This is a genomic window from Microvirga sp. 2YAF29 (assembly GCF_052114605.1).
Taxonomy (GTDB): Bacteria; Pseudomonadota; Alphaproteobacteria; order Rhizobiales; family Beijerinckiaceae; genus Microvirga.
Genome location: NZ_JBFRFB010000003.1, coordinates 185,644 through 212,434, shown reverse-complemented (window position 1 = coordinate 212,434; position 26,791 = coordinate 185,644). Strand labels below are relative to the sequence as shown.

The 26,791-nt window shown below is 58.8% G+C and carries 18 protein-coding genes; 4 read left to right on the top strand and 14 right to left on the bottom strand.

Going from position 1 to position 26,791, the window contains the following annotated elements; genetic code table 11:
- Positions 1-10: 10 nt before the first annotated feature.
- The 12 genes from ureG to glgA (AB4Y85_RS05560) all read right to left on the bottom strand — a co-directional run bounded on the left by ureG (position 11) and on the right by glgA (AB4Y85_RS05560) (position 12,285).
- The gene (gene ureG / locus AB4Y85_RS05615) at positions 11-634 is read right to left on the bottom strand and encodes an urease accessory protein UreG (protein WP_441983880.1); all 624 of its coding nucleotides are present in this window, start codon (positions 632-634) and stop codon (positions 11-13) included.
- Positions 631-1,338: an urease accessory protein UreF gene (locus tag AB4Y85_RS05610; RefSeq protein ID WP_441984014.1), complete on the bottom strand. Its 708-nt coding sequence runs from the start codon at positions 1,336-1,338 to the stop codon at positions 631-633. Before AB4Y85_RS05610 ends, ureG begins: the two co-directional genes overlap by 4 nt.
- Positions 1,331-1,813, bottom strand: coding sequence for an urease accessory protein UreE (locus AB4Y85_RS05605; protein WP_441983879.1), 483 nt, complete (start codon positions 1,811-1,813; stop codon positions 1,331-1,333). The genes AB4Y85_RS05610 and AB4Y85_RS05605 overlap by 8 nt, the downstream gene beginning before the upstream one ends.
- A gap of 1 nt (position 1,814) precedes the next feature.
- The gene (gene ureC, locus AB4Y85_RS05600; RefSeq protein ID WP_441983878.1) at positions 1,815-3,542 is read right to left on the bottom strand and encodes an urease subunit alpha; all 1,728 of its coding nucleotides are present in this window, start codon (positions 3,540-3,542) and stop codon (positions 1,815-1,817) included.
- Positions 3,542-4,162: an urease subunit gamma gene (locus AB4Y85_RS05595; protein ID WP_441983877.1), complete on the bottom strand. Its 621-nt coding sequence runs from the start codon at positions 4,160-4,162 to the stop codon at positions 3,542-3,544. Before AB4Y85_RS05595 ends, ureC begins: the two co-directional genes overlap by 1 nt.
- A 9-nt stretch (positions 4,163-4,171) precedes the next feature.
- Positions 4,172-4,885: an urease accessory protein UreD gene (locus tag AB4Y85_RS05590; protein WP_441983876.1), complete on the bottom strand. Its 714-nt coding sequence runs from the start codon at positions 4,883-4,885 to the stop codon at positions 4,172-4,174.
- A 115-nt stretch (positions 4,886-5,000) separates the two neighbouring features.
- The gene (gene urtE / locus AB4Y85_RS05585; protein ID WP_441984013.1) at positions 5,001-5,696 is read right to left on the bottom strand and encodes an urea ABC transporter ATP-binding subunit UrtE; all 696 of its coding nucleotides are present in this window, start codon (positions 5,694-5,696) and stop codon (positions 5,001-5,003) included.
- Positions 5,697-5,698: 2 nt separating this feature from the next.
- A complete protein-coding gene (gene urtD, locus AB4Y85_RS05580; protein ID WP_441983875.1) occupies positions 5,699-6,451 on the bottom strand; it encodes an urea ABC transporter ATP-binding protein UrtD in 753 nt (250 codons plus the stop codon).
- A 3-nt stretch (positions 6,452-6,454) separates the two neighbouring features.
- Positions 6,455-7,591 carry an urea ABC transporter permease subunit UrtC gene (gene urtC, locus AB4Y85_RS05575; RefSeq protein ID WP_441983874.1) on the bottom strand — a complete coding sequence of 379 codons (1,137 nt, stop codon included), beginning with the start codon at positions 7,589-7,591 and terminating at the stop codon, positions 6,455-6,457.
- Entirely contained in the window at positions 7,588-9,174 is a 1,587-nt protein-coding gene (urtB, locus tag AB4Y85_RS05570) for an urea ABC transporter permease subunit UrtB (protein ID WP_441983873.1), read from the bottom strand. Before urtB ends, urtC begins: the two co-directional genes overlap by 4 nt.
- 65 nt (positions 9,175-9,239) lie before the next feature.
- Positions 9,240-10,523, bottom strand: coding sequence for an urea ABC transporter substrate-binding protein (gene urtA, locus AB4Y85_RS05565; RefSeq protein ID WP_441983872.1), 1,284 nt, complete (start codon positions 10,521-10,523; stop codon positions 9,240-9,242).
- 232 nt (positions 10,524-10,755) lie between these two features.
- Complete coding sequence (gene glgA, locus AB4Y85_RS05560; protein ID WP_441983871.1) at positions 10,756-12,285, bottom strand: glycogen synthase GlgA; 1,530 nt, start codon at positions 12,283-12,285, stop codon at positions 10,756-10,758.
- 296 nt (positions 12,286-12,581) lie between these two features.
- Between glgA (AB4Y85_RS05560) and treZ the strand changes: the two genes are divergently transcribed.
- The 4 genes from treZ to glgX all read left to right on the top strand — a co-directional run bounded on the left by treZ (position 12,582) and on the right by glgX (position 23,917).
- The gene (treZ, locus tag AB4Y85_RS05555) at positions 12,582-14,399 is read left to right on the top strand and encodes a malto-oligosyltrehalose trehalohydrolase (RefSeq protein WP_441983870.1); all 1,818 of its coding nucleotides are present in this window, start codon (positions 12,582-12,584) and stop codon (positions 14,397-14,399) included.
- Entirely contained in the window at positions 14,399-19,252 is a 4,854-nt protein-coding gene (treY, locus tag AB4Y85_RS05550) for a malto-oligosyltrehalose synthase (RefSeq protein WP_441983869.1), read from the top strand. Before treZ ends, treY begins: the two co-directional genes overlap by 1 nt.
- Positions 19,253-19,384: 132 nt before the next feature.
- On the top strand, positions 19,385-21,631 hold the full coding sequence (gene glgB / locus AB4Y85_RS05545) for a 1,4-alpha-glucan branching protein GlgB (protein ID WP_441983868.1): 2,247 nt from the start codon (positions 19,385-19,387) through the stop codon (positions 21,629-21,631).
- A gap of 78 nt (positions 21,632-21,709) precedes the next feature.
- Complete coding sequence (glgX, locus tag AB4Y85_RS05540; RefSeq protein WP_441983867.1) at positions 21,710-23,917, top strand: glycogen debranching protein GlgX; 2,208 nt, start codon at positions 21,710-21,712, stop codon at positions 23,915-23,917.
- Positions 23,918-23,980: 63 nt separating this feature from the next.
- Here the strand turns inward: glgX and glgA (AB4Y85_RS05535) are convergent, their stop codons facing one another.
- Together glgA (AB4Y85_RS05535) and glgC are read right to left on the bottom strand one after the other, a co-directional pair.
- Entirely contained in the window at positions 23,981-25,435 is a 1,455-nt protein-coding gene (gene glgA / locus AB4Y85_RS05535; RefSeq protein WP_441983866.1) for a glycogen synthase GlgA, read from the bottom strand.
- Positions 25,432-26,712, bottom strand: a complete 1,281-nt coding sequence (gene glgC / locus AB4Y85_RS05530) for a glucose-1-phosphate adenylyltransferase (RefSeq protein WP_441983865.1) — start codon at positions 26,710-26,712, stop codon at positions 25,432-25,434. Before glgC ends, glgA (AB4Y85_RS05535) begins: the two co-directional genes overlap by 4 nt.
- Between the last annotated feature and the right edge of the window lie 79 nt (positions 26,713-26,791).

The following is a 26,791-nucleotide window of genomic DNA, read 5'->3' as shown; positions in this document are numbered from 1 at the left end:
CCCCCTTGATTTACGCAGCCGCGGATAAGCCGCCGGCTTCCTCGATGAACTTTGCGATGGTACCGACGCCAACGCCGCTACGAATGTTGCTGAACACGTAAGGACGCTGCCCACGCATGCGCTTCGTGTCCTCTTCCATGATCGCAAGATCGGCGCCCACATAAGGAGCGAGATCGATCTTGTTGACGACGAGGAGATCCGAGCGTGTGATGCCCGGACCGCCCTTTCGCGGAATTTTTTCACCACCCGCCACATCGATCACGTAAATCGTCAGATCGGCGAGTTCGGGTGAAAAGGTCGCGGCGAGATTGTCTCCGCCGGATTCCACGAGCACGATATCGAGAGCGGGGAAGCGCTTGCGCATGGTTGCAATCGCGGCCAGGTTGATGGAGGCATCCTCACGGATCGCCGTGTGCGGGCAGCCACCTGTCTCCACGCCCATGATGCGCTCTTCAGGCAGCGCACCCGCGACGGAAAGAAGACGCGCATCTTCCTTGGTATAAATGTCGTTCGTGATGGCACAGATATCGTAACGCTCCCGGAAGGTCTTGCAGAGGGCCTCCATCAGAGCGGTCTTCCCTGAGCCGACCGGCCCGCCGATGCCGACGCGAAGGGGTCCCGTGTGAGAAATCATGATCGAAACAGCCTCGTATATTGGTTCTCATGATGAAAGGATCCAAGATCGGCGCGAAAGGTCGATCCGCCGATCTGATCCAGGGATTGATTCAATGCAGCCTGCGCGACGCTATGAACGGTGCCCGATAAGGCAGCACACACACGAATGCCTGATGTTTGCCCGATAGGCGCCAGCCGGATGGCAGCCGAGACGAGTGTCTGCACCAATCCGAACAGATACGCGGGCACGGTCGTTGCGAGCGGGACGTTATGAGCCGCAGCGGCCATGCCGATTGCGACCGGGAAAGCCACATCACCCTCCAGCGGCATAAGCCGGGGTGACGGCCATGCGGCGAGTGTTGCATCGAGGAAACTGCGTCCCTGCTGGCTGGTTTCGAGATAAAGCTCCGCAGATGGCGAAAGAGCCAGAGCAAGCTCGTTGATCTCTTCGAGCTCCGCCGCATGACCCGTCTCAACGGCGCGATAGGCATGGCTGAGCAGGATTGCATCGTTTCGCCCGAGACCAAGTGTCAGAAGGTCTTCCAGCCATGCAACCAGCGTGTCCTCATTGGTGACATCGCCTGCTTCCACGGCCCATTCGAGCGTATGGGAATAGGCATAGCAGCCAACGGGATAGGAAGGAGACAGCCACGCGAAGAGCGGCAAGATCGCCGTCGCCGTCGCCGTTCCGCCCCTAGAATGGCTACGAGCAAGATCATCCATGCCCGTGCCCGTGATGGTGGTGAGCACCATGCGAACCGTGCTCCTGGTGATAAGCCCCGCGAACAGGTCGAAAGGGACGCTCGACGAGTTCGACTTGAGCGCCCAAGCCACGCAACATGTCGACCAGTACGTGGTCGTAACCAATATAGATCGTGTCCTTTAAGATCTCCGCGGGCACGTGACGATTGCCGATGTGCCATGCCAGGGTCAGAAGCTCGAGAGGATCGCCCGCCTTGATCTCGACGAGCCTTTCAGAGGCCGCCCTCACCTCCACGAGCCAGCCGGAATCCAGCCGGATCGCGTCGCCATCCTCCAGAATGTCAGCCTTGTCGAGGTCCAGCAGGAAGGTCGTGCCGCCATCGGCGCTGAGAACGATGCGGCGGCGGTGCCGGTCTCCATGGTCAAGAGTGATCACATCGACGATGCGATCATGATCGACGGAAGCTCGGCGGATGATGGATGTTGCGCGGATCATGTCAGAACAGAAAGTAGCGTTGAGCCATGGGAAGAACCTTCGCCGGCTCGCAAACCAGCAGCTCACCGTCGGCTCGAACGTCATAGGTCTCGGGATCGACTTCGATATCGGGGGTCGCGTCGTTCAAGATCATATCCTTCTTGCCGATCCCGCCACGCACATTCTCGACTGCGACAAGCTGCTTCTGAACACCGAGCCTTGCGGCCAGTCCATTCTCCACGGCGGCCTTAGACACGAAGGTGAGCGAGGTTGCCGACAGGGCTCGGCCATAGGCACCGAACATCGGACGATAATGGACGGGCTGCGGCGTCGGGATCGATGCGTTCGGATCACCCATGAGCGCTGCGGCGATGCTGCCGCCCTTGATGACGAGATCGGGCTTTACCCCGAAGAAAGCCGGCGTCCAGACGACGAGATCCGCCAGCTTTCCGACCTCGACTGAGCCGACATGCCTGGATACGCCATGCGCGATGGCCGGGTTGATCGTGTACTTCGCAATATAGCGGCGAGCGCGAAGATTATCGTTGTCTCCCGTTTCCCCTGGCAGCGCCCCACGCTGAATCTTCATTTTGTGAGCCGTCTGCCAGGTTCGAATGATGACTTCGCCCACGCGCCCCATGGCCTGACTGTCGGATGACATCATCGAGAGAGCGCCGATGTCGTGGAGGATATCTTCCGCAGCGATGGTTTCCTTGCGGATACGGCTCTCGGCGAATGCCAGATCCTCCGGAATCGATGGCGAAAGGTGATGGCAGACCATGAGCATGTCGAGATGCTCATCGATGGTGTTAACCGTGTAGGGGCGGGTCGGATTGGTGGATGACGGCAACACGTTGGGCAGTCCGGCCACCTTGATGATATCCGGCGCGTGTCCACCGCCAGCGCCCTCCGTATGGAAAGCATGTATGGTCCGCCCCTTGAAGGCCGCAATCGTATCTTCCACAAAGCCCGATTCATTGAGCGTATCGGTGTGGATCATCACCTGAACGTCGTAAGCATCGGCAACCGACAGACAACAATCGATGGCGGCAGGGGTCGTTCCCCAATCCTCATGCAGCTTCAGAGCACAGGCACCGGCCTGGATCATTTCCTCGAGCGCACCCGGCTGCGATGCATTCCCCTTGCCTGTGAATGCGAGGTTCATCGGGAAGGCATCGGTAGCCTCGATCATGCGTGCGATATGCCAGGGGCCTGGCGTACAGGTTGTGGCGAATGTTCCCGTCGCAGGTCCCGTTCCGCCGCCGAGCATCGTCGTGATGCCGGACATGAGCGCTTCTTCGATCTGTTGCGGGCAAATAAAATGGATATGGGAATCGAACCCGCCAGCCGTGATGATCTTGCCCTCACCGGCAATGATCTCCGTTCCCGGCCCGATGATGATATCGACATTGGGCTGCACATCCGGATTTCCCGCTTTGCCGAGACTAGCAATTCTACCATCCTTGATACCGATATCGGCTTTCACGACTCCCCAGTGATCGAGGATCACGGCATTAGTGATCACCGTATCCACGGATCCGGCAGCGCGCGTGGTCTGAGCCTGCCCCATGCCATCGCGGATGACCTTTCCGCCACCGAATTTCACTTCCTCGCCATAGGTGGTGAAGTCCTTCTCCACCTCGATCTGAAGCGACGTATCCGCAAGGCGGATCCGGTCCCCTTTCGTGGGGCCGAACATGTCCGCATAAGCGGCGCGCGGGAGGGAAGCGGGCTTTCGTATATTCGACATCAGAGTGCTCCCATCACACTTTGGCGGAATCCGTAAACTTCGCGCTTGCCCAATAGCGGGATCAGCACGACCTCCCGCGTCGAGCCGGGCTCGAAACGCACCGCCGTACCGGGCGCGATGTCGAGACGCATCCCGCGCGCTTTCTCACGGTCGAACGACAGGGCAGAATTCGTTTCGTGGAAATGGTAATGGCTGCCCACCTGTATGGGGCGATCCCCTTTATTGGCGACGGTTAGAACAGTGCGCTCCGCACCCTCATTGAAAACAATCTCGCCATCGAGCGCCGTCACCTGGCCAGGAATATCCTTCGAAGCCGCGCCGCGGATGGGGTGATGCACCGTGACAAGCTTTGTACCATCCGGAAAGGTTGCTTCCACCTGGACGTCATGGATCATTTCCGCGACGCCTTCCATCACTTGATCGGCGCTTACCACATGCGCACCGGCTTCCATAAGCTCTGCGACGGAACGGCCGTCGCGCGCACCCTCCACAACTGTATCGGTGATGAGCGCGATGGCTTCGGGATGATTGAGCTTCACGCCGCGTTCGAGGCGCCGGCGCGCAACCATGGCGGCCATGGCGATGAGAAGCTTGTCTTTTTCACGGGGGGTAAGCTGCATGGTATGATCCTAGCTGAGCCAGACGCGAGGCAATGGCTCGCCACGAAATGCGAGAAGAAAGGAACAGGCAGACCGCCGCAAGGCCTCGATGGTCTCAGCGCAAAAGCGCACGGCAAGCATGCCATTCCACGCGCTCGCTGCAGCGTCGCATCGATCAGTGGTTGCCAACATCCCCCGCACGGTTTCGAGGCGTGCCTCGGCATCCGGTGCTACATGGATCAGAGTTGCGATAGCGCGCGCACCATTGCCGACGCTGGGCTTCTGCAGAAGATCGGCAATAGGCCCTGAAAGACGCAGCGTATCGGCATAGATGAGACGCCCGCCTCTCCGGATCCGCCAACGGTCCTCGAAAAATCCGCTAACGATCTGCTCATTGCGGGCCTCTCGTCCGAAGACGACCGCTTCGAAAAGAGTGAGCTTGGCATCATCGGCCATCTCGGCATCGAGCCGCCGAATGAGGCGCGCCTCGTTGAACAAAAGCGTTTCCTGCGGCAGCCAATCGATCCGGGCTCCTGCCTGGACATTTAGCTTGACCGCAAGTTCTGCGACGAGACCGTCAGACCTGTAGACCTTTTCCGCCGCCGGTGTCGCAACGGTGACCGACGCTTCGGAGCGCGCATCGATCTCGACAATGAAGTGATCGCCGCAAGCAATCCCTCCCGCCGTATTGACGAGTACTGCATCGAGATCCGCCCCTTCCCGGTTCGGCAGGCGTATCCGCATGGACCCGCTCTCTTCGATCCGCATGGGCCGCGTACGCCCCTCCAGCCCCATCGCAGTAAATGCGACACGGCCGATAGCGCGCTGGCGCTGTGGACCGGCAGAAGAAAGTGCTCCGTCAGATGGCAAGGCGTTGACGTACATTGTCTCCCTCAAGCGCCGCACGATCGCCATGCTGGACGATCTCGCCTCTCTCCATCACCACGAACCGATCAGTCAGTTCGCGAGCAAAATCGAAATATTGCTCGACCAGAAGAATGGCCATGTCCTTGCGATCGCGCAGATATGCAATCGCCCGACCGATATCCTTGATGATCGACGGTTGAATTCCCTCAGTCGGCTCATCCAGGACAAGAAGGCGTGGCCTTGTGACGAGCGCACGGCCGATTGCCAGTTGCTGCTGCTGCCCCCCAGAGAGATCTCCTCCTCTCCGCCCGAGCATGGATTTCAGCACCGGGAAGAGCTCGAATACCTCACCGGGGATGTTCTTCTCCCCCCGCTTGAGTGGCGCGAAGCCGGTCTCGAGGTTCTCCTTGACAGTGAGCAGCGGAAAGATCTCCCGGCCCTGCGGCACATAGGCAATACCGAGCGCCGCACGCTCGAAGGGCTTCATTCTGACGATATCCCGACCGTCAAAGCGGATTGCTCCAGCGGATATGGGCCTATGACCGGCTATCGCACGTAAGAGCGAAGTCTTGCCCACACCATTGCGCCCCAGCACACATGTCACCTCGCCGACAGGTGCTTCCATGGAGACCGCGCGCAGTGCTTGCGCAGCGCCATAATGCAATGAAAGATTATCGACATTCAGCATCGTCATCGGCCCAGATAAACTTCGACTACGCGCTCATTCGCGCTGACCGCATCGAGCGAGCCCTCGGCAAGAACCGAGCCTTCATGGAGGCATGTCACCTTCACAGCGAGATCGCGCACGAATGTCATGTCGTGCTCGACCACGACGACAGCTTTCGTCCTCGCGATGTCGCGCAGCAATTCAGCGGTATCCGCCGTTTCCTGATCGGTCATTCCGGCTGCTGGCTCATCGATGAGAAGAAGCTTCGGCTCCTGCGCCAGAAGCATGCCGATTTCGAGCCATTGCTTTTGTCCATGAGACAATTCTCCTGCCTTCCGGTAGCGGTGCGCCGTCAGGCGGACGCGCTCAAGCAAGGCATCGATCCGCTCCCGTTCTTTGCCCGTTCGTCTGGAGAACAAAGTCCCGAAGGGTTTTCGGTTATCCTTGATGGCAAGCAGCAGATTGTCCTCGACACTATGCATCTCGAACACCGTCGGTGTCTGAAACTTACGACCGATCCCAAGCTCGGCAATCTCCGCTTCATCGAGACACGTCAGATCGTGAGACCCTTCGAACAAGGCCACGCCCTCATTGGGCCGCGTCTTTCCGGTAATCACATCCATCATCGTCGTCTTACCGGCACCATTGGGCCCGATGATGGCGCGCATCTCGGCGTGATCGATGGCGAGAGACAAGGCGTTCAGAGCGCGAAAACCATCGAAGGAGACGGTGACATTGTCGAGATAGAGAAGAGCCGGCGTGACGGGTGCGCTCATATTCTACTCCGCCGCCTGCGTGATCGTCTCAGTTGGCTGCACCGGTCTGGGTTTTAGCCTTAGCTTTTCCCAGAGGCCCTGCCCTGCTCCAAGCAGACCACGCGGCATGAATAGTGTGACAAAAACGAACAGACCGCCGAGCGCGAAAAGCCAGAATTCCGGCAGTGCACCCGTAAACCAGGTCTTGCCCGCATTGACGACGATAGCGCCAAGAATGGCGCCTGCGAGCGTTCCACGGCCACCGACGGCAACCCAGATTACCAATTCGATGGAATTGGCTGGAGCGAACTCGCTTGGATTGATGATTCCGACCTGCGGGACGTAAAGGGCACCGGCGATACCTGCCAACATGGCAGACAGAGTGAACACCGCCAGTTTATAGTGCTCCACGCGATAACCAAGAAATCGTGTCCGACTTTCCGCATCGCGTACGGCAACGAGCACTTTGCCGAATTTCGAGCTGACCGCCCAGCGGCACAAGAGGTAACCGAGAATCAAGGCAATGACCGAGAGGATGAAGAGTACGATGCGGGTCGAGGCTGCTTGAAGCGGAAAGCCGAGAATGTCCTTGAAATCCGTCAAGCCATTGTTTCCGCCGAAGCCCATGTCATTCCGGAAGAAGGCCAGCATGAGCGCGAAAGTCATGGCCTGGGTGATGATGGATAAATAGACCCCTGTGACACGAGAGCGGAAGGCGAACCACCCGAACACGAATGCCAGCAACCCGGGAACGGCCAGGACCATCAGTGCCGCGAAGGGAAACCAGTCGAAGCCATGCCAGAACCAGGGGAGTTCCTTCCAATTCAGGAAGACCATGAAATCCGGCAGCTCAGGATGTGAGTAGACGCCTCTCGGGCCGATCTGGCGCATGAGGTACATGCCCATGGCATATCCGCCGAGAGCAAAGAATGCCCCGTGACCCAAAGAGAGAATGCCGCAGAAACCCCAGATCAGATCGACGGAGAGGGCCAACAGCGCAAAGCAAATATACTTGCCCAGTAGCGGCACCATGTAGTCAGGCACATGGAACGGCGAACTTGGAGGCACGATGCCGTTGAGAATAGGAACGAGAATGGCTGCCGCCCCAAGGAGGGTGAGGACAACGATGCTCTGCCGATCAAGCACGGACTTCGTGTTCATGCTTCAACCGCCCTTCCCCTCAACGCGAACAGACCGCGTGGACGTCGTTGGATGAAAAGGATGATGGCCACGAGCAGGGTAATCTTACCCAGCACGGCTCCGGCAAATGGCTCAAGAAGCTTGTTCGCGATGCCGAGCATCATTGCCCCGACGAGGGTCCCCCAGAGATTGCCCACGCCACCGAACACGACGACCATGAAGCTGTCGATGATATAACCCTGACCGAGATTGGGACTCACATTGTCGATCTGCGAAAGCGCGACACCGGCAATGCCGGCCACGCCCGATCCTAGACCGAATGCCAGTGCATCGATGCGGTTGGTGCGGATGCCGATGGAACCCGCCATGCGCCTGTTCTGCGTGACGGCACGGACATAAAGCCCCAGCGACGTATATCGCATGACAAGCAACAGGATCGCGAAGACCACGAAGGCGAAGACGACGATCGCGATGCGATTGTATGTCAGGCTCAAACCGCCCAGCTCAAGCGCCCCGCTCATCCAGGCTGGCGTGCCGACCTCGCGATTGGTGGGGCCGAAAATGGTGCGCACTCCCTGCTGGAGCATGAGCGACAACCCCCATGTCGCCAAGAGCGTTTCGAGGGGGCGGCCGTAGAGGAACCGGATGACGGTGCGCTCGATGAGGATGCCGACCGATCCTGCGATCAGAAACGCAAGCGGCACCGCGATGAACAGCGATACTCCGAACAGATTTGGTGCGTTGACGCGAATGATCTCCTGCACCACGAAGGTGGTGTAGGCTCCAATCATGACCATTTCACCATGGGCCATGTTGATGACGCCCATGGTTCCGAAGGTGATCGCCAAGCCGATAGCGGCGAGCAGGAGAACGGAGCCCAGGGAAACGCCGTACCAGACATTTTGAAGCCCGCCCCAAAAGGCAAGCTGCGTTCGAATGTCTTCCGCAGCATTACCTGCCGCTTTCGCCACCATAGCTGGCGTACCCATAGGGAGATTGGAAAGAACGGCGAGCGCATCCTGGTTGCCTTGCGCGCGCAACGTTGCAACAGCGGAAACTTTCTCTGCTTCAGAGGCGTCGGATCTATTGAGAACGATGGCCGCACGAGCACTTTCAAGCGCAGCACGAATCTTCGCATCACGTTCTTGGATAATGGCCGACTCAAGCGCGGGCAGCGCCGCAGCGTCCCGCGAGCGGAAGACGGCTCGAGCGGCGCTAAGCCGGGTTCCGGCATCGGCACTCAGCAAGGTCAGGCTGCCGAGTGCGGCTTCGATGGCTCGGCGAACGCGGTTGTTGATACGGACGGCCTTCAGATTGTCGGCAGAGGCGGTTTGCCCGGTCGCGGCATCAATGAGATTACCTGAAGCATCCTTGATATAGACTTTGCCGGTGCCGACCATGAGCCTGCCATCGCGCAATGCCTCGACAAGAGGCAAGGCCAGCGCATGCCCGCTGACAGCAATGGCGGCGAGCCCTTCATCGGTATCGGAGTAATTGTCTGTGGCGAACTTAGGCAACGCAACTTCATAGGGACCGGCGACTGCGCCCGATACCATGACAATCAGCAGAAGAAAGGCCCGCAGGATATTGCGCAAGCTGCTCATGAGAGACACTTCTGACGGAGAGACGATGGGAGCGGCCGGGTGGCCGCTCCTGTCGTGGTGAACGATCAGGCGCCGCACTTCTTGGTGACGGTATTGTAGTTACCGCATTTCAGCGTCTTCCAATCGGCGATCATATCCTTCGAACCGTCCAGGTACTTCGACCATGCATCGCCAGGAACGAGAGCGTCGGTTTGCGAGACAGTCTCGAACTGACCATCCTCTTTGATCTCACCGATCAGAACCGGCTTCGTGATATGGTGGTTCGGAAGCATCTCCGAGACACCACCCGTCAGGTTCGGGACCTGCACGCCGACGATCGCATCGATGACCTTGTCAGGGTCGGTGGTGCCGGCTTTCTCGACGGCCTTGACCCACATGTTGAAGCCGATCACGTAAGCTTCCATCGGATCGTTGGTGACGCGCTTGTCGTTCTTCGTGAAGGCCTTCCATTTTTCGATGAAGGCCTTGTTCTCGGGGTTGTCGATCGACTGGAAGTAATTCCACGCGGCGAGATGGCCGACGAGCGGCTTCGTGTCGACGCCGGCGAGTTCCTCTTCACCCACGGAGAATGCCACGACCGGGATATCGGTGGCCTTGACGCCTTGATTGGCGAGTTCCTTGTAGAACGGCACGTTCGCGTCGCCGTTGATGGTGGATACCACGGCCGTCTTCTTGCCGGACGAGCCGAACTTCTTGATATCGGCGACGATCGTCTGCCAATCGGAATGACCGAACGGCGTGTAGCTGATCATGATGTCCTCGGACTTCACACCCTTGGACTTGAGATAAGCTTCGAGGATCTTGTTGGTCGTGCGGGGATAGACATAATCGGTTCCGGCGAGAACCCAGCGTTCGACTTTCTCTTCCTTGGCAAGATAATCAACAGCGGGAATTGCTTGCTGGTTCGGGGCTGCGCCGGTGTAAAATACGTTTCGCTCGCTCTCCTCGCCCTCGTATTGAACCGGGTAGAAGAGGATGCTGTTCAGTTCCTTGAAGACCGGCAGGACCGACTTGCGCGACACGGAGGTCCAGCAACCGAAAACGGCAGCCACCTTGTCCTGACTGATCAGCTGGCGCGCCTTCTCGGCGAAAAGAGGCCAATCGGAAGCAGGATCGACGACAACGGCTTCGAGCTTCTTGCCCAGAAGACCACCCTTTTTGTTCTGCTCCTCAATGAGCATCAGCATAACGTCCTTCAGCGTGGTCTCGCTGATCGCCATGGTGCCCGACAAGGAATGCAGAACGCCAACCTTGATCGTCTCCTGAGCCTGGGCAGTCGCAGCCATCGTGCCCGAAACCAGCGCCGCCGAAGCGAGTGCAATCAGGCCTCTCCGCGTGAAATTCAACATCGTATGGTCCTTCTCCCTCAACTGCCCCGGTTCCAGGCGCAGCATCGGCTTCTAGGCAAGAACCATGCCAATGATGATGTCAGATACGCTTCCCGCTTTGCACTTCCTCGAAACCCTACCTTGACGGTGCTTGCTTGGGCACCTTGGGCGAAAATGAAGCACGGGCACAGGAATGAGGCAGCAGAAAAGGTTTCTGCCACTTCAACCGGAATAAGTATTCATCAGTCGATGCTTAAGCGTAAGCAGCCGTCTCGCAGGCGCGCTCGTAAACCTCTTTATATTTGGAGGCGGAGCGTTCCCATCCGTGGGGGCGCTTCATCGCTGCGCGTCGCATGGCCGTCAGGCGGGGGCGGGAGCGGAAGGTATCCAGGCCGCGTTTGATCGCATCCATGAACCGATGAACGCAGGGCTCCCCGAACAGGAAACCATCGACCCCATCCTCGATCGTGTCCGCAAGTCCGCCCGTCTTGTGGGCAATCGGCAATGAGCCGAAGCGCTGTGCATACATCTGACTCAGCCCGCATGGCTCGAAGCGTGATGGCATGAGAAGGAAATCGCTGCCTGCATACATGCGGCGGGCAGAACCCTCATCATATCCTATTTTCACGCCGACTGAACCCGGGTGACGATGAGCGAGGCTCTGCAAGGCATGCTCGAACCGGGGCTCGCCTTGGCCGATCACGGCAATCTGCCCGCCCTGCGAGACGATGGTTTCCGCTGCTGAAATAGCGAGATCGACACCCTTTTGATGCACGAGCCGCGAGACGACCGCAAAAAGCGGCCCACTCGACAAGGCCAAGCCGAATTTCTTGCGTACATCATTCGCATTTGCACGCTTGCCTCGGAAATTCTCGGCGCAGAAGCGGCTGACGAGATAGGGGTCACGGCTAGGATCCCAGCTTGCATCGATACCGTTGATGATGCCGTCGAGCCGGCCCTGCTCGGCTTGCGCTCTCAGCAAGCCATCGAGACCGCAGCCGAACTCGGGACGCGTGATTTCATCAGCGTAGGTGGAGCTGACGGTTGTAATGTGAGAGGCATAGAAGATTCCTGCCTTCAGGAACGACAACTTGCCATAGAATTCAACACCGTTGATGTGAAACGCGGCATCGGGGATTCCGAGGTGCGACAAGCGGCTCCTCTCGAAAAGCCCTTGATAGGCCAGATTGTGAATCGTCAGGATCGTCGGGATGTGCTGCCCGCGCCATTCGAGATAAGCAGCGGCGAGTCCCGAAGGCCAGTCATTGAGATGGAGAAGGTCCGCGCGCCAAAGCGGATCGCCGTGACCGCAGGCGATATCTGCCGCCGCGAGCCCAAGCCGTGCGAAACGGATGTCGTTATCGCTCCAGTCGGCTCCGAAGGTGTCAACGTATGGCGATCCATCCCTTTCATAGAGCTCGGGGCAGAGAAGCACATAAACCGTGAGGCCATCTTTCGTCTTGCCGCGGCCAAGACCACAGGCGGGAATTCCGAAGGCCGCAGGCAGATGCGCAATCTGCTCAATCTCGCCTATCTGCGATAGAACCTGCGGGTAGCCGGGAATAAGGATGCGCACGTCGTAATGCGACCGCAGCGCCCGGGGCAATGCGGCAGAGACCTCGCCAAGACCGCCAGCCTTGATGTAGTCGGCGATCTCCGACGTCACAAAAAGAATGGATTGCCGGCGACTAATTGAAATGGAAGTCTGAAAATTGTTTTGCAGATCGGCACACGTCGACGTCTCGAAAGCCGCGCCCGCTTTCGGTGAGTAGGTATCCAGCATGTCATCACGAGGGCGCGTTCCCCATTGACCGCCCGCGCCCAAAGCAGGTCGCGGTCATAACGCAGTGCAGCAAGGAATGTTCCGAACCAATTTTGAATTATTTCCGGGTACCCCGCACGTGGGCATGTTCAAACGGTCAAGCGCATTGAAGATGCTTGTGAAAATCCGCTTTGCGTTTTCCATCGCACCACACGGGAAGGCGCTTCCATCAAGCTCGGCTTTATTTTTTCACAGATAGCGGAACCTTGTACGGCAAAGCTCGTTCGCATCTGCCCTCCCTCAATTCCGGAGTTTTCATGCGGCGATTTCATCCCATGCCTTTTGGAGCGGAAATGACATCTGACGGCATTCGCTTCGCTTTATGGGCACCGAGCGCCGAGCAGGTTCATCTCGTCGTTGACGATACGGAGTTACCAATGACAGCCGAGGGGAGCGGCTGGCACCACTTGTTGTCGAAGGATGCACATGCCGGGATGCGTTACGGCTTCAAGATAGACGGAAAACTTGTAGTTCCCGATCCGGCTTCGCGGTTCCAGCCGAATGACGTGCATGGACGAAGCCAAGTCGTTGATCCGCAATCCTATACGTGGTCGCAAGCCAGCTGGACAGGACGGCCTTGGGAAGAGACCGTTCTCTATGAACTGCATGTGGGCACGGCGACCCAGGAGGGAACCTATGCTGCCCTGATGAGCAAGCTTGAGGGTTTGAGGGATCTCGGGGTTACGGCTATCGAGCTCATGCCGATTGCGGAATTTCCGGGAGAGCGCAACTGGGGTTACGATGGCGTGCTTCCCTATGCGCCGGATGCCGCCTATGGCAACCCTGACGACCTGAAGCGACTTATCGACCGCGCTCATCAGTTGGGGCTGATGGTGTTTCTCGACGTGGTCTACAATCACTTTGGCCCGTCGGGAAACTACCTTCACGCCTATGCCAAGGAATTCTTCACGGACAGGCATCCCACCCCTTGGGGTGCCGGCATCAATGTCGATGGTGAAGACAGCCGGAACGTCCGGGACTTCTTCATCCATAATGCCCTATACTGGTTGGAGGAATATCAGTTAGACGGACTTCGCTTCGACGCGGTCCATGCCATAGTCGACGACAGCAAGCCACATTTTCTCGAAGAGCTGGCAACGCGCATCCGCAAGGCGTTCCCGGAGCGGCACGTCCATCTCGTTCTGGAAAATGAAGCCAATCAGGCCCGCTGGCTGGAGCGGCAGGGCAACGGGAGCCCACATTTGCACACGGCACAATGGGCCGACGATATTCATAATGCCTGGCACGCCCTGCTGACCGGCGAGAGCGAAGGATATTACCACGATTACGCGGATTCTCCGCTGCGCCACCTCGGCCGTGCTCTGGCGGAAGGGTTTGCGTATCAAGGTGATCCATCGCCTCACCAACAAGGGAAGATGCGCGGGGAGCCTTCCGCGCATCTCCCGCCCAGCGCATTCGTGTCGTTCCTCCAGAACCACGATCAGGTCGGCAACCGCGCTTTTGGTGAGAGACTTTCTCATCTCATTCCTGCGGAGCGCCTTGAACTGGCTCAGGCCATCTTTCTCCTCTCCCCTCAGATCCCCATGCTGTTCATGGGAGAGGAATGGGCGGCATCGTCACCGTTTCAGTTTTTCGTAGATTTCGAAAGCGAGCCGGATCTTGCGAAGGCCGTACGCGATGGGCGGCGGGGAGAATTCAAGCACTTCAAAGCCTTCTCGGATCCGGAAATGGCGCAACGCATCCCAGACCCGACTCTTCGAACGACCTTCGAGAGATCGAAGATCGACTGGACCGAAGCCGAGCGCCCACCGCATCGGGACATTCTTGAGCGCACCCGGTTGCTGCTCGAGATACGCCAAAAGGAAATCGTCCCTCTCTTGAAGGGCAGCTACAATGGTTCATCCTATTGCGTGACATCGAACAGCCTTCTCGATGTTACCTGGCGCTTCAGCAATGGGTCTCTCAGGCTTACTGCCAGTTTCGGCAGCGATCCCATCAATGAAACCCTAAAACCTGAATCACGCCTCTTGTGGTCAAGCAGAACGGTTTCATCCGCCGATGGAAACATTCAACTGCAACCGTGGACCGGCATTCTGTTGAAAGAAACTCTTTGATGACGAACCGCGATGCTCTTCTGGAGCGCCTGGCTGAACTTATCGGCATCTCTTCCAAATATAGGGACGCCTTCGAGCGGGAAGTCGAGACGACACCGGATACCCGTGACGCCATCATGGAGGCGCTTGGACTGAATATCGGTTCTGACGCTGAAATTCAGGCGAGCGTGGACCGGTTGAAGCGGCTGCGCTCCGGCTTGCTGCCGGCGGTAGTCGTTGTAAGCGCTGCTGGCCCCGGGCAGATCACACTTCGCAATCCATCTTCACAGAACGATTGGGCTCTTACAGAAGAGAACGGAACCGTTCATAAAGGCTCGGTTGCGAAGGGTGCGCGGACTATTGACCTTCCAACCCTGCCTGTGGGCTATCATCACCTTCAGCTGGGTGAATTCAACGCGAGCGTGATTGCCGCACCCGACCAGTGTTGGCAACCGGACGCACTTGAGGGAAACGCTCGTCTATGGGGTGCGGCCGCGCAGGTCTATTCCCTTCGCTCCGACAATGATCTCGGCATCGGCGACTATACCGATGTCGCCATGGCAGCGGAGGGGGTTGGCGAACTCGGCGGCTCCTTTCTAGGTTTGAGCCCTGTTCACGCGCTCTTTGCCGCCGACCGTTCCAAGATCTCTCCCTATTCGCCGTCCTCACGCCTGTTTCTCGAGTCGATCTATATCGATCCGCGAAATGTGGAAGGTTTCGCTGAAAGCGGTGCGCAGGAAATCCTCGACAGCGAGGACATGCAGGAGCGCGTGTCCGCTCTGCAAAATGCATCCCTCATTGATTATGCCGAAGTCTGGGCCATCAAGCGTCCTCTGCTCGATGCGTTGTGGCATCATTTCCAGCGCTCCAGCAATCACGAAGCCTTCGATGCATTCAGGAAAGGTGGCGGCAGCGCTCTGGAGGCTCACGCCACGTTTGAGACCTTGTCCGAACATTTCCGCGAGCAAGGTATTCATTGGATTGGCCAATGGCCTGAACCTTATCGTTCGGTGCATTCCGATGAGGTTCGACAGTTTCGCATTTCCCATGCAGATCGCATTTCATTTCATGCATGGCTCCAATGGCAAGCGGACAGGCAGCTCGCTCAAGCAGCTGAGCGGGGACGTGATGCAGGCTTGAGCATCGGCCTTTACCGCGATCTCGCTGTTGGCGCGGACGGCGGTGGATCGGAAATCTGGGCAACACCTGAGAGATTTTCACCTGGCCTTGCCGTCGGCGCACCGCCGGATCCGTTGGGTCCGCAGGGACAGAATTGGGGATTGCCGCCGTTCAATCCATTGACCCTCGAGGAGCAAGGTCTCGCGGCCTTCCGCGATCTGGTGGCATCCAATATGCGCCATGCCGGCGCGATCCGCATCGACCACGCTTTCCAGCTTCAGCGCCTGTTCCTCATTCCCTCGGGCGCGCCCGCCTCTCAGGGCGCCTATGTGGATTACCCATTCGAAGCGATGCTGGCGGTGCTGCGCGTGGAGAGCCATCGCGCCCGCTGCCTAGTGATCGCCGAAGATCTCGGCACGGCTCCCACGGGCTTTTCCGATGCCATCATGAAGTCAGGCATGCTGAGCTACCGGGTTCTTCCGTTCGAGCGTGAGGAGGCGGCCTTCAATAGGCCCGACGAGTATCCCCGCTCCGCGATGGCCGTGATCACGACGCATGACCTTCCCACCTTCATCGGATGGTGGCGCGGTCTCGATATCGATCTGCGGCAGACGCTTGCCGTGTTCGACCCTGCAAATGCCGGACGCGAGCGGTCATCTCGGGAGAGCGACAAAAGGGAATTCGCAAAAGCCCTGGCAAAGCAAGACTTGCTCACCTCACCGGATGTGCCGCACGAACCTCCTTTGGAGGCTGCTGTGCGTTATCTCGCCCGCACGTCCTGCGCCTTGACCGCTCTGCAGATCGAGGACGCATCCGGCGAATTGAACCAACCAAACATGCCGGGCATGGATGCGAGCCTTCCCAACTGGCGCAGACGTCTTTCGAACACGCTTGAATCCATCATGGCTCCCAATGCTCTCTTGCCCCGCTTGTCCGTGGCCCTGGCCGAGGAAGGGCGCAATGCCCTGAAGCGTCGAAACATCCTCGCCGCCCCGCCTCCGCGCGCAACCTATCGTCTTCAATTCCATAAGGACTTCACCTTCCACGATGCGGCGACCATCGTGCCGTATCTGGCGCAGCTGGGCATCAGTCATGTCTATGCATCGCCCATACAAGCGGCAAGCCCGGGCTCAACGCATGGCTATGACATTGTCGATCACTCAGCCATCAATCCGGAACTTGGCGGCGAGGAAGGCTTCAGACATTTCTCGGATGTGCTGAAAGCGCATGGATTGAAGCTTCTTCTCGACATCGTCCCCAACCATATGGGCATTGGTGGGCAAACCAATTCCTGGTGGCTGTCCGTGCTGGAATGGGGGCGTCGTTCGCCCCATGCCGACGCCTTCGACATCGATTGGAGACGGCCCGGCGTCAGCGGCAAGATCATCGTCCCGTTCCTGGGATCTCGCTATGGAGAGGCGTTGGAGAAGGGCGAATTGCAATTGAGGTTTGATGAGAATGAAGGAAGTTTCAGCGTGTGGCATTGGGAGCATCGCTTCCCGGTTTGCCCTCTCACCTACCCGCTCATTCTCGATCAAGGCCTGGGGTCTATCCTTGATCCATCCGCGACAAGCGAGCTGAGGACCATCACCGAGCAGTTTCGCAGTTTAGATAGAGAGAGCGGCACAGGCATTGTGCAAACGGCAGATCAGTTGAAAAAGTCTCTTGCCGAAGCCTATGCTCGACCCGACATCCAGAACGCCATCGTCAGCTCCATGGGGGCGATCAATGGCACTGTTGAAATTCTTGAAAGCTTTGACAAGCTGCATCGTCTTCTCGAAGTCCAGGCCTACCGTCTCGCCTATTGGAGAGTCGCCTCAAGCGACATCAATTATCGCCGCTTCTTCGACATCAACAATCTCGCCGGCATACGTGTCGAGAGCCCAGAAGTTTTCGAGCGCACCCATGAACTCATCTTGCGTCTCGTCAAAGAGGACAGGATCCACGGCCTTCGTATCGATCACATCGACGGTCTCGCAGATCCCGAAGGCTATTCACGGGCATTGCAAGCCGAAGTTGGTCCCGGTTTTTATGTCGTGGTGGAGAAGATTCTGGAGCCGGGCGAGGCTCTGCGTCCATGGCCGGTTGCCGGAACGAGCGGATATGATGCCCTCAACCTGATCGATGGTGTTCTGGTCCATGCCGATACAAGCGCTGCCATGGACAGGATCTATCGGGAAACAGCTGGCATTGAAGGTTCCTATGAGGGGATGTTAAGGGAAGCGAAGCTTCAAATCACGCAGGGCAGTTTCGCAAGCGAGCTTGAGGTTCTTGTCTCCGATATCAAGGCCATTGCCGATGCCAACCGCTCAACGCGAGATCATACAGCCTTCGCGCTTCGACAGGCACTCGTCGAGATTATCGCCTCATTCCCGGTTTACCGCACATATCTCGGCAACGATGAACCTTCGCCTGAAGACGTGAAGTTACTGGAAGAGACTATCAGTGCCGCCAAGCATGGAAGCATTCTTCCCGATCAAGTGTTTCACAAGTTCATCGCAGATGCACTTCTGGGCCACTTGAAAGAGACGAGCGCCGAAGACCTCTCCCGTTTCCGGCGCCGATTCCAGCAACTCACCGGACCTGTCATGGCCAAGAGCCTGGAAGATACTCTCTTCTATCGCTATGGGCGCCTGATCGCTCTGAACGAGGTCGGTGGCGACCCTGGGCATTTCGGAATATCTCCGGAGGATTTCCACAAGGCCAACATCGTGCGGAAGGCAAGCTGGCCGCATGCCATGATCACCACTGCAACCCACGACACGAAGCGCGGCGAGGACGCGCGCGCGAGACTTCTTGCGCTTTCCGAAATCCCTGACGAGTGGGAAACGGCGCTCGAACAATGGCGCAAGCTGATTTCACCCCATCTCTCCGAGATCGACGGCCTGCCAAGTCCGGACGCGAACGATCAGGTCATTCTGCTTCAGGCTCTCCTCGGCGCATGGCCTCTCGATCTTCTGGAGAAGGACGATGCGAAGCAGCTCGCCTCGTTCAAGGAGCGCATGGAGGGCTATGTCATCAAGGCGTTGCGGGAGGCCAAGCGGCATACGAGTTGGGTCGATCCGCGTGAGGAATATGAATATGCGACCTTGGCCATGCTCCGCGCCGTGCTCGAGCCGAAAAGCGGCATTCTTGATCGCCTGAGGCCCTTGGCGCAGCGACTGTCCGTTCTCGGCATGCTCAATGGCCTCAGCCGGACTGTGCTGAAAATGACCCTGCCAGGTGTCCCCGACATCTATCAAGGAACCGAGTTCTGGGACTTCTCGCTGGTGGACCCTGACAATCGCAGGCCCGTCGATTATGGCGCCCGCGCCCACGCTATCACCACCTCAGGATCGCACGATCAGCTTCTTGCCCATTGGCAGGATGGCCGGATCAAGCAGTACATGCTCGCGAAACTGCTCCAGGATCGCGAGCAGGCCCCCAAGCTCTACAGTGATGGAAATTACCGACCGCTCGAAGTTCAGGGCAGCCTGTCCGATCACCTTCTTGCCTATGTGAGGCACGAAGGACATGAGCGGATTGCCGTCATCGTCCCACGTCTCTGGGCCTCGCTTGTGGCTGGCACCAGCATGGACGTAGACTCGAAGGTCTGGAGCGGCACGAGCATCGTTCTGCCTCATGGACGCTGGATGAATGTGATAACAGGCAGCGCTGTGAATATCACAAGCGAAGCCCAGGTTGCCGACATTTTGGCAGGCTTCCCCTTTGCGGTCCTGCGATCATCGAACGGCAGCCTGGAGAAAAGCCACTAAATCTCGCCCTCGGGCAGGTGGGTCCTTCTGGTCACGGATCGCGCCCGCCCCATAATAAATTCCTCTCATGGAGCAAGAACGTAGCCGGGCCTGCGGCCCATGACTGCAAACAGATCGCAAGGGGATGCCTGAATGGCTCAGCGCAGGGGTGCATCGCAGAGCGCAAAGGCGCGCTCAGCGGAGCCGCATTCAGTTTCGGACATAATCGCCTCCGGCGACCCCTTCTCGGTCCTCGGTCCTCATGAAGTGTCGCCCGGACACTGGGAAATTCGCGCCATCCTTCCAGGGGCGGAGAGTGCGGCCGTCGTCGGCCGCGATGGCGAGACAGTTCTCACTGCCATGGGGAAACGGCATCCCGAAGGGTATTTCGTCGGCACATTCCATGGTGCGGAGCGGCCCGATTACAGATTGCGGGTCGAGTTGCCGAGCGGCGTTGAAATCCGCCACGACCCTTACAGCTTCGGGACCTTTCTCTCCCATGACGATCTCATGCGCCTGCAGGACCCCGCTTCCGATGCGGTTTACACGAAGCTCGGCGCTCATCATCTCGATCTTGGCGGCATCCAGGGATACCTGTTCGCCATCTGGGCGCCCAATGCCCGACGCATCAGCATCGTCGGCGACTTCAACGGATGGGACGGGCGGTACCACCCCATGCGGCGGCGGCACGATGCGGGCGTTTGGGAGCTCTTCATTCCCGATGTGACAGCCGGGCAGCGCTACAAATTCGAGATCGTCGGACTTAACGGCAATCTCCTCGCCCTCAAGGCCGATCCAATCGCCTTCACGGCTGAGCATCCGCCCGCAACGGCCTCGATCGTCAAGGGCGCGCCCGATTTCGAGTGGCGCGACGAAGAATGGATGAAGGCGCGGGCCGCGCAAAACCATCGCAAGGCCCCGATGTCGATCTACGAGTGCCACCTCGCCTCCTGGGCGCGCGTGCCGGAGGACGGCAACCGCTATCTCTCCTATCGCGAGCTGGCTGTCAGGCTCATTCCCTATGTGAAGAATTTAGGTTTCACCCATATCGAGCTGTTGCCGATCACGGAATATCCGTTCGACGGGTCATGGGGTTATCAGCCGATCTCGCTCTATGCACCGACGAGCCGCTTCGGCGGGCCGGAAGATTTCGCGGCCTTCGTCGAGGCGGCCCATGCGGCCGGCATCGGCATCATTCTCGATTGGGTGCCAGCGCATTTCCCCAATGATCCTCACGGCCTGAGCTATCTCGATGGCACGCATCTCTATGAGCATGCCGATCCGCGCCTCGGCTTTCACCAGGATTGGGGCACATATATCTACAATTACGAGAGGCAGGAGGTCGCCACCTTCCTGGTCGCCAATGCGCGGTTCTGGCTGGAGCGCTACCATCTCGACGGCCTGCGCGTCGATGCAGTGGCCTCGATGCTCTATCTCGATTATTCGCGAAAACCGGACGAGTGGATTCCCAACCGCTACGGCGGCAACGAGAACCTGGGCGCCATCGACTTCCTGCGCCACATGAACGAAGTGGCCTATGCCACAGCGCCTGGCGCGGTGACCATTGCGGAGGAATCCACCGCATGGCCCGGCGTGTCGCACCCGACCTATACCGGCGGCCTTGGCTTCGGCTTCAAGTGGAACATGGGGTGGATGCACGACACCCTTCGCTACATCAGCAGGGACCCGGTTTTCCGCCGCCACCACCACCACGACCTGACGTTCGGCCTGCTCTACGCTTTCTCCGAAAACTTCATCCTGCCGCTCAGCCATGACGAGGTCGTCCACGGCAAGGGCTCGCTCATCCGCAAGATGCCGGGCGATCAATGGCAGCGTTTCGCGAACCTGCGCGCCTATTACGGTTTCATGTGGGGGCATCCCGGCAAGAAGCTTCTGTTCATGGGCGGCGAGTTCGCGCAGGAGCAGGAATGGAATCATGATTACAGCCTCGACTGGCACCTACTGGAAGACCCTTTCCATCGGGGAGTGCAATCACTCATCCGCGATCTCAACGAGGCCTATCGCTCGATCCCGGCTCTTCATGAGCGGGATTGCGAGTCGAAGGGATTCGAATGGGTCGTGTCCGATGACCGTGACAACAGCGTGATCGCATGGGCGCGTCGGGGCGATGCCGAGGATTCCATCGCCATCGTGGTGTCGAACTTCACGCCAGTAGTGCGCGAGGGATATCGCATCGGCGTGCCGCTTCCCGGTTTCTACCGCGAGGTCGTGAACACCGATGCGGCTGAATATGGCGGGGGCAATGTGGGCAACCTCGGTGGTGTCATGGCCGAGGACACGCAGAGCCATGGCCGCCCCTGTTCTCTGACCCTTACACTGCCGCCTCTGGGCACCATCATTCTCGTGCTCGAGCGCAGGGGTCCTGAGGCGAAGATATAGTTCAGCTTGCAAGGGACTTCCGACCGAGTTGCGCGTTGATCGAGCAGATAAATCTGCTCCGCTTCCCGAGACCTGTTTATGAACGATAAAGTCGAGACCCGCGAACCTGCACCAGCCGAGATCGTGACGCCTTCCGTCAGGCGGACATCGAGGATCCGCGAGGGGTTGCCCTACCCATTAGGAGCGACATGGGACGGCCTCGGCGTCAATTTCGCCCTCTTCTCCGCCAACGCCACCAAGGTCGAGCTTTGCCTGTTCGATGCGGGAGGAAAGCGCGAGCTGGAGCGGATCGAACTGCCCGAATATACGGACGAAGTCTGGCACGGCTATCTGCCCGACGCACGCCCCGGCACGATCTATGGCTTTCGCGTCCATGGGCCCTACGAGCCCGATGCCGGTCATCGTTTCAATCCCAACAAGCTGCTGCTCGATCCTTATGCCAAGCAGATCATCGGCAACCTGACCTGGAATCCCGCTCTCTTCGGTTACGAGATCGGATCGCCCGATGCCGACTTGTCATTCGACAAGCGCGACAGTGCGGCCTTCATGCCCAAATGCCGCGTGATCGAGCAGGCTTTCACCTGGGGGCATGAACGCCGTCCCCAGACGCCCTGGGAACGCACCATCATCTATGAAGCCCATCTGCGCGGCTTCACGATGCAGCACCCTGCGATTCCGAAGGATATTCGTGGCACGTTCTCCGGGCTCATGCATCACGAGTCGATCAACTACATCAAAAGCCTCGGCGTCACAGCCGTAGAGCTTCTACCGATCCACGCCTTTGTGGATGACAGCTATCTCATGGAGAAGGACTTACGGAACTACTGGGGCTACAACACAATCAGCTTCTTCGCCCCCCAGCCTCGCTACCTCGCCACGCCCTTCGTAAACGAGGTCAAGGAAATGGTGAGCCATTTCCACGACGCCGGAATCGAGGTCATGCTCGATGTGGTTTACAACCATACGGCAGAGGGCAACGAACTGGGTCCGACCCTCTCGTTCAAGGGCATCGACAACGAGTCCTATTACAGGCTCGCGCCGGACAAGCGCTATTACATCAACGACACAGGAACCGGAAATACGGTGAACCTCAGCCATTCCCGCGTCCTGCAGATGGTCAATGACAGCCTGCGCTACTGGGCGCAGGAACTGCACGTGGACGGCTTCCGCTTCGATCTCGCGACGATCCTCGGCCGCGAGCCGCATGGCTTCGAAGAAGATGGACGTTTTCTCGATGCCGTCAGGCAGGATCCCATTCTCAGCAAGGTCAAGCTGATCGCCGAGCCCTGGGATTGCGGTCCCGGCGGGTATCAGGTGGGACGCTTCTCCCCCGGCTGGGCGGAGTGGAACGACCGCTATCGCGACACGGTGCGCGCCTTCTGGAAGGGCGAGGACGGCAAGCTGCCGGAACTCGCCTCCCGCCTCACCGCATCCGCCGATCTCTTCAACAAGCGCGGGCGCAAACCCTGGGCATCCGTGAATTTCGTGACGGCTCACGATGGCTTTACGCTCAATGACCTGGTGTCCTACAACGACAAGCATAACGAGGCGAACGGCGAGGACAACAAGGATGGGCACGATCACAACCTGTCCTGGAACCACGGCGTCGAGGGCCCGACCAACGATCCGGAGATTCGCACCCTGCGTTTCAGGCAGATGCGCAACATCCTTGCCACCCTGCTCTTCTCGCAAGGCACGCCCATGCTGCTGGCAGGCGACGAGTTCGGCCGCACGCAGCATGGCAACAACAATGCCTATGCCCAGGACAACGAGATTTCCTGGATCGACTGGGAAGGTGTGGACGAGGACGGAGCCGAACTCTTCGAATTCACGCGCAGGCTGATCCAGCTGCGTCAAAGCTTGCCGCTCCTGCGTCGTGGACGTTTTCTGAGCGGCGTCTACAACGAGGAACTCGACGTCAAGGATGTCACTTGGCTTACTCCCGCCGGCGATGAGATGATGCCTGAACACTGGGAGGATGCGCATGCCCGTTGCATCAGCATCCTGCTCGACGGCCGCGCGCAGCCGACCGGCATTCGCAGGCGAGGTACGGACGTCACGCTCCTGCTGATCCTCAACGCCCATCATGACGTGGTGAAGTGCAAGCTTCCTGAGGTCACAGGCGGCAAGGCCTGGATGTGCCTGGTAGATACCAACAAGCCTGAGCTTGCCTTTCCGACGCCGTTTAGCTTCGGTAAGGATTATACGGTGACCGGGCGCTCGCTGCTGCTGTTCCAGGTTCAGCCGGAAGATCAGCCGAAATTCGCAAAGAAGAGGAGCGCCTGACTAGAGCATCGGATCAATCCAAAAAGTGCAGATCCGCTTTTTGGATTGATACTGTATGCGCTCCTATGCAGTTTCCAGCAGACACTCTCGATAGAGCTGCGCGTATTGCCGCGCGGGTCTGCTCCAACCGACTTGCGCCTCCATGCCATTCGCCTGCAGGAGCCGCCAAGCCTCTTTATCCCTCCAGAGATCTTTCGCCCGCGCGAAAGCGTCAATAGCGCCGGTCAGATTGACGGGCGAGAACTGGAAGCCTGTCGCGACGCTCGATGCGATTGCTATTTCATTGGCATCGATAACAGTGTCGGCCAATCCACCGACCCTGGAAACGATGGGGACATTCCCGTATCGCATAGCGCATAATTGCGTCAGGCCGCAGGGCTCGAAACGAGACGGCACCAGCAATGCGTCGCTTCCGCCCTGGATCTGATGCGCGAGCATTTCATCGTAGCCGAAGAAGCAGCCGACCTGTCCCGGATAGACGATGGACGCTGCTCGAAAGCTGTCCTCGATGCCTCTGTCGCCGGAGCCGAGCAATGCGAGCTGCGCGCCATCGGCGAGCAGCACGGGCAGCGCCGCGAGAACCAGGTCGAGGCCCTTCTGCTCCGAAAGGCGGCTGACTACACCGAAGAGCATGACATCGGAATCGACATCGAGGTCCAGCCTATCCTGAAGTGCCCGCTTGTTTTCAATGCGGGCTTCCAGAGACTGCCTGTCATATTGCCTTAGCAGACTTCGATCTTCCGCCGGATTCCATACCCGCTCGTCGATGCCGTTGAGGATACCGTGTACATCCTTCGACCGAGTGCGCAGCAGACCATCGAGGCCCATGCCGCCTTCAGGAGTCTGGATTTCCTTGGCATAGCTCGGAGAAACGGTTGTGATGCGATCCGCCAAGCGCAAGCCGGACTTCAGAAAGCCGATCTGGCCGTAATATTCCACTCCGTCCACGGTAAAGGCGCTCGGCGGAAGACCGAGCTCATAGAGCAGGTCCGCAGGAAAGATGCCTTGAAACGCGATGTTGTGGATCGTCATGACCGTGCACGGGCGCGGGGCATCGTCGAAATGCAGATAGGCCGGAGCAAGGCCTGCCTGCCAGTCATGGGCGTGAACGATATCGGGCACGAAGCCGGGCACGAAGCCATGGCCGATATCGGCGGCGACCCGGCCAAGCGCCGCAAAGCGGCGGGCGTTGTCGGGCCAGTCCCGCCCTTCCGGCGTGAGGTAAGGTGAGCCAGGGCGCTCGTAGAGGTGCGGCGCGGCGATCACGAGCAGGTCCATGTTCGCCGCACGCCCGGACAGCAATCGCGCAGGCCCGCCGAAGAGGCTTGGATAGTCGCGTACGACCTCCAAACACTCCAGAGACTTCATGACTGCCGGATATCCGGGAAGGAGCGAGACCACATGGACCCCTTCCCTCTCCAGCGCCGCCGGCAAGGCGCCCGCAACATCGGCAAGGCCGCCGGTTTTGATGACGGGAAAGAGTTCGGATGTGACCGACAGAACGGACAGAGGCGTCATCCAGCCAACCTGTTGATCATCGGCTGGTTGATGAGACAGATGCCGCGCTCAGTCCGGCGGAAACGCCTGTCGTCATCTTCAGGATCTTCGCCGACCACCATCCCATTCGGAATTTTCACGCCACGGTCGATGACGACATTCTTCAAACGCGCGCCACGCCCGATGTCGACATTGGGAAGAATGACGGCGCCCTCGACCTGGGCGTGGGAATGAAGATGCACGCCCGTGAAGACCAGGGACTGGCGCAGGGATGCGCCGGATACGATGCAGCCGTTGGAGACAAGAGAATTGATGGCGCTGCCGCGGCGGCGGTCCTCGTCATGAACGAACTTCGCCGGCGGCAGGATTTCGGAATAGGACGAAATCGGCCAGTCGCGATCATACAAGTCGAGCGATGGCACGATAGCGGTCAGGTCGATATTGGCTTCCCAATAAGCATCGACAGTTCCAACGTCCCGCCAATAGGCCTCCGCGTTGATCCCCCCTGCTTCGGAGCCGGAGCGAACACAGGAATTGGTGAAGCGGTGCGCGACCGCTTTCCCGTGCTGCACGAGATAGGGGATAATATCCTTGCCGAAGTCGCGGCTCGATGCGGGTGTCGCCGCATCGCGATGCAACTGATCGAAGAGGAACTTGGTATTGAAGACGTAGATGCCCATGCTGGCCAGGGCCTTCGAAGGGTTCCCTGGAATTCCCGGCGGATCTTTCGGCTTTTCGAGGAAGGAGATGATCCGGTCGGTTTCATCGACGCCCATGACACCGAAGCCCGTGGCTTCCATCCGAGGCACTTCAAGGCATCCGACGGTCACGTCAGCTCCCGAGGCCACGTGCTCGCGCAACATGATCTCGTAGTCCATCTTGTAGATGTGGTCGCCGGCCAGGATGATGATGTATTCGGGATCGATGCTCGCGATGATGTCGAGATTCTGATATACGGCATCCGCCGTGCCCTCATACCACATGGTTTCGGAGACGCGCTGGCTTGCCGGAAGAATGTCGAAGCTCTCGTTGCGCTCCGAACGAAAGAAATTCCAACTCCGTTGCAGATGCCGGATGAGGCTGTGCGCCTTGTACTGGGTCGCCACACCGATGCGGCGAATTCCCGAGTTCAAGGCATTCGAGAGCGCGAAGTCGATGATCCGGGTATTGCCGCCGAAATAGACCGCAGGCTTGGCGCGCACATCAGTCAATTCCATGAGCCGGCTGCCACGGCCTCCCGCAAGAATGTAAGCCATGGCATGACGGGCAAGAGGTGCATAGGCGGTCGGTTTGGGCAAGTTCTACTCCTGACAGACGGGCGATCTCCGCCCTTCTTTTGAGGGCCGAGCCCGGCAGGCATTTTTTGTGCCTGCGCCG